At 67.1% G+C, this 2,377-nt stretch carries 4 protein-coding genes; 2 read left to right on the forward strand and 2 right to left on the reverse strand.

Going from position 1 to position 2,377, the window contains the following annotated elements; genetic code table 11:
* A partial coding sequence (locus Q8M82_RS12455) for a CAP domain-containing protein (protein ID WP_371126332.1) occupies positions 1 to 202 on the forward strand: 202 nt, incomplete at its 5' end.
* A 9-nt stretch (positions 203 to 211) separates the two neighbouring features.
* Here Q8M82_RS12455 and Q8M82_RS12460 read toward each other — a convergent pair.
* Both Q8M82_RS12460 and Q8M82_RS12465 read right to left on the reverse strand, forming a co-directional pair.
* Positions 212 to 1,036, reverse strand: coding sequence for an OmpA/MotB family protein (locus Q8M82_RS12460; RefSeq protein WP_305691668.1), 825 nt, complete (start codon positions 1,034 to 1,036; stop codon positions 212 to 214).
* A 29-nt stretch (positions 1,037 to 1,065) separates the two neighbouring features.
* On the reverse strand, positions 1,066 to 1,833 hold the full coding sequence (locus Q8M82_RS12465) for a motility protein A (protein ID WP_305691669.1): 768 nt from the start codon (positions 1,831 to 1,833) through the stop codon (positions 1,066 to 1,068).
* A 142-nt stretch (positions 1,834 to 1,975) separates the two neighbouring features.
* Between Q8M82_RS12465 and Q8M82_RS12470 the strand changes: the two genes are divergently transcribed.
* A partial coding sequence (locus Q8M82_RS12470; RefSeq protein ID WP_305691670.1) for an ABC transporter transmembrane domain-containing protein occupies positions 1,976 to 2,377 on the forward strand: 402 nt, incomplete at its 3' end.

Consider the following 2,377-nt stretch of genomic DNA (forward strand, 5'->3'; position numbering starts at 1 on the left):
GGCCCGCGGCGGGCAGCCCGGTGCCGAGGCCAATCTCTCGGCCGGCTACCGGCGGCTGGCGGAAGCCTTTTCGGGCTGGCGGGATTCGCCGCAGCACGACCGCGTGATGAAGATGCCGGGGGTGACCCGGATGGGCATCGCCACCGCCTATGCGCCCGGCTCGAAATACCAGGTCTACTGGGCGCTCATCCTCGCACCATGACGCCCCGCGTCAGGGCCTGAGGCCGTTCGGCAGCGGCGGCGAATCGGCCTTGAGCACGAGCCCGACGCGGCGGTTATAGGGCAGGTAGGGATTGTCCCTGACCAGCGGTTCGGTGTCGCCCTTTCCGGAGACGAGCGCGAAGCGGTCGCTCGGCACCCCTGAATTCGACAGGATCTCGCGCACCGCCGCGGCGCGGGCGACCGACAACTCCCACGGATCGCCCTCAGGCACGCTGCCCGGTCTCGGCGGCGCGGTGTGGCCGGTGATGGCGATCTTGTTGGGCATGCGCCGCAGTGTCGGCGCCAGGGTGGCGAGGACCTTGCGCATGCGCTCGTTCGGCTGGCTGCGCCCCTCGGCGAACATGGCCCGGCCTTCCTGGTCGACGAGCTGGATGTCGAGGCCGGTGTCGTTCACCTCGATCAGGATGTTGCGCGAGACCTCAGCGATCTCGGGCATGTCGCGCAGGGCCTGGCGCAGCGAGGCCGCCGCGAGTGCGAAACCGCGGTCCTGCGTCGGCATGCTCAGGCCGTCATCCTGAGGCGCCTTCTTGATCGGGCCGGGCTGGTCGGTCGCCTGGTCGAGCGGCAGGATGCGCGAATTCTTGACATGGGTGCCGGTCGGGATGCCATCCGCCTCGACGACGCCGGCCAGCCGCATGTCACGCTGGTTGCCGAAGGCGTCGCGCATCGAGCCGGCGACGATCTGGAGCTTGGCCGTGTCCTGGCTGGAATAGGCGGCGACCATGACGAAGAAGCTCATCAGCAGCGCCATCAGGTCCGCGAAGGTCACGAACCAGCCATGGCCGCCATGGCCGCCGCGCCGTTTCTTCATCATGGCTCAGATCCCGGCCATCAAGACGAGCCTCAGGCCTTCGCCATCTCGGTGCGGTGATGCTGCGGCAGATAGGCCAGCAGCATCTCGCGCACCAGCGTCGGGCTCTTGGCGTCGCGCATCTGAAGCACGCCGTCGATGATCAGCGTGCGTGCGATCTCCTCCTCCTCGAGCTTGATGTGCAGCTTGTCCGCGAGCGGCATGGCGATCATGTTCGCGATGATCGCGCCGTAGAGCGTCGCCAGCAGCGCGGTCGCCATGGCGGGGCCGAGCTTCGACGGGTCGGACATGTTGGCGAACATGGTGATCATGCCGAGAATGGTGCCGATCATGCCCCAGGCGGGGGCGCAGTCGCCGATGGCACGGTAGACCTTGGAGCCCTCGTCGAGACGTTGCAGGAAGTTGTCGCGGTCGCGCTGCATCGTGTCGCGGATGAACTCCTTGTCGTAGCCATCGGCGATGTAGCGCAGCCCCTGGGCGAGGAAGGGGTCGGACACCGCGACGTTCTCGAGGGCGACCGGGCCGTTCTTGCGTGCGATGTCGGCGACGCGGGTGATCTCCTCGATCAGCTCGCGCGGGTGGCTGGCGCTCATCGTGAAGGCGAAGCGCATGCCCATGGGAATGCCGTGGGTGATCACCGAGAACGGAAACCGCGTCATCGTCGAGGCGGCCGCGCCGCCGAAGATGATGATGACCGCATGCTTGTCATAGAAGGCCGCGAAGTTGCCGCCGTCGATGAGGATGATCGCGCAAATCGTGACGACGCCTCCGAGAATGCCGAGGCCGGTTGCTAGATCCATGACGCCACCCCGAAATCGCCTGCCGCGACCGTCCCGCAGCCGGATGTCGGCCTAGGCTCGGGACGACGTTATCCGGGGGGCCTTGAACGAAGCGTTAAGGTTGAGGGCTTGTTCAGCTTCGCGCCTGCGCTAAAGGTGCTTCATGTCGCTCATCTCCATCTATGCCCGCGTTCTCGGCGAACTCGGCCCCGAGCGTCGGCTGGGGCTGATCCTGGCCTTCGCCAACATCCTGCTCGCCGCGGCGTCCTTCGCCGAGCCGATGCTCTTCGGCGCGCTGATCGACAAGCTCTCGAACGTTCAGGGCGCGGGGCAGAAGCTGAGCTGGGGCGATATCGGGCCGCTGATCCTGGCCTGGGTCGGCTTCGGGCTGTTCACCATCGGCGCCAGCGTCTTCGTCTCGCTGCATTCCGACCGGCTCGCGCATCGGCGGCGCCTGGCGGTGATGGCGAATTTCTTCGAGCACGCGCTCAGCCTGCCGCTGGCCTATCACACGCAGACCCATTCCGGGCGCGTGCTCAAGGTCATGCTCGACGGCACCAGCGGC

This window comes from Allobosea sp., assembly GCF_030694325.1.
GTDB lineage: Bacteria > Pseudomonadota > Alphaproteobacteria > Rhizobiales > Beijerinckiaceae > Allobosea.

Excerpts from the sequence above, each read along its gene's own strand:
- Q8M82_RS12460 (WP_305691668.1), bottom strand. The coding sequence starts at position 1,036 with ATGATGAAGAAACGGCGCGGCGGCCATGGCGGCCATGGCTGGTTCGTG.
- Q8M82_RS12465 (WP_305691669.1), bottom strand. The coding sequence starts at position 1,833 with ATGGATCTAGCAACCGGCCTCGGCATTCTCGGAGGCGTCGTCACGATT.